The sequence below is a fragment of the Silvania hatchlandensis genome (assembly GCF_025564065.1).
GTDB lineage: Bacteria > Pseudomonadota > Gammaproteobacteria > Enterobacterales > Enterobacteriaceae > Enterobacter > Enterobacter hatchlandensis.
In genome coordinates, this window is sequence record NZ_JAMGZK010000025.1 from 1 (window position 1) to 1,279 (window position 1,279).

Consider the following 1,279-nt stretch of genomic DNA (forward strand, 5'->3'; position numbering starts at 1 on the left):
TGTACAGTCCGGGGACATAGTGAACACTTGTTCGGGGACATGGTAGACACTTACAACTAAGGCATAAGAACCCGTTTATGGAGCCACTTATGCCCTGGGATGCGAGAGATACCATGTCATTACGTAATGAGTTTGTATTGTTCGCCTCGCAGGACGGGGCGAACATCCGCGCACTGTGCCGTCACTACGGCATCTCACCTGCCACCGCATACAAGTGGCTTCACCGCTGGGCTGAGGAAGGTACTTCCGGTCTTCAGGACCGCTCCCGCATTCCTCATCATTCCCCCAATCGCTCGCCCGACGACATCACTGACCTGCTGCGTATGGCACATGAACTTCATCAGCGCTGGGGGGCACGCAAGATTAAGCGCTGGCTCGAAGACCGCGGACACCGTATGCCCGCCTTCAGCACCGTCCACAACCTGATGGCCCGCCACGACCTGCTGCCGGGCTCAGCTCCGGGTGTCCCGGCCACAGGCCGGTTTGAACATGAGGCTCCGAACCAGCTCTGGCAGATGGATTTTAAGGGCCACTTTCCCTTTGGCGGCGGCCGCTGCCATCCGCTTACGTTGCTGGATGACCACTCCCGGTTCTCGCTGTGCCTTGTGCACTGCTCTGACGAACGGCGTGAGACGGTACAGGAGCAACTGATAAGCGTCTTTGAGCGCTATGGCCTGCCGGACCGGATGACGATGGATAACGGCTCGCCGTGGGGCGATACCACCGGAACCTGGACGGCAGCAGAGCTATGGCTTATGCGTCAGGGTATCCAGGTGGGGCACTCGCGGCCTTACCATCCACAGACGCAGGGCAAGCTGGAACGTTTTCACCGCAGCCTGAAGGCGGAAGTGCTGCAGGGTAAGTGGTTCGCGGACAGCGGTGAACTGCAGCGCGCCTTCGACCACTGGCGAACAGTCTACAACCTCGAACGCCCGCATGAGGCACTGGATATGGCGGTGCCGGCATCGCGCTATCAACCATCGGCGCGGCAGTACAGCGCCCGCGTAACGTCACCGGAATACGACGGGGGCGTGATGGTCAGGAAGGTGGATATCAGCGGGAAGCTGAGCGTAAAAGGGGTGAGCCTGAAAGTAGGCAAGGCGTTCAGGGGAGAGTGGGTTGGGCTGAAGGAGACGCAGGAAGACGGTTACTACGAAGTATGGTGGTACAGCACAAAAGTGGGGGTGATCGACCTGAAAAGAAAGTCGATCACCATGGGTAAAGGATGTTAAAAAGTGTTCACCCTGTCCCCGAACATCTGTCTACCATGTCCCCGGAC

Annotated in this window: 1 protein-coding gene; it reads left to right on the forward strand. The window is 58.7% G+C overall.

The features are described 5' to 3' along the window. The first annotated feature begins 89 nt into the window (after positions 1-89). Complete coding sequence (locus tag M8014_RS00130) at positions 90-1,232, forward strand: IS481 family transposase (protein ID WP_472924509.1); 1,143 nt, start codon at positions 90-92, stop codon at positions 1,230-1,232. Positions 1,233-1,279 lie beyond the last annotated feature (47 nt).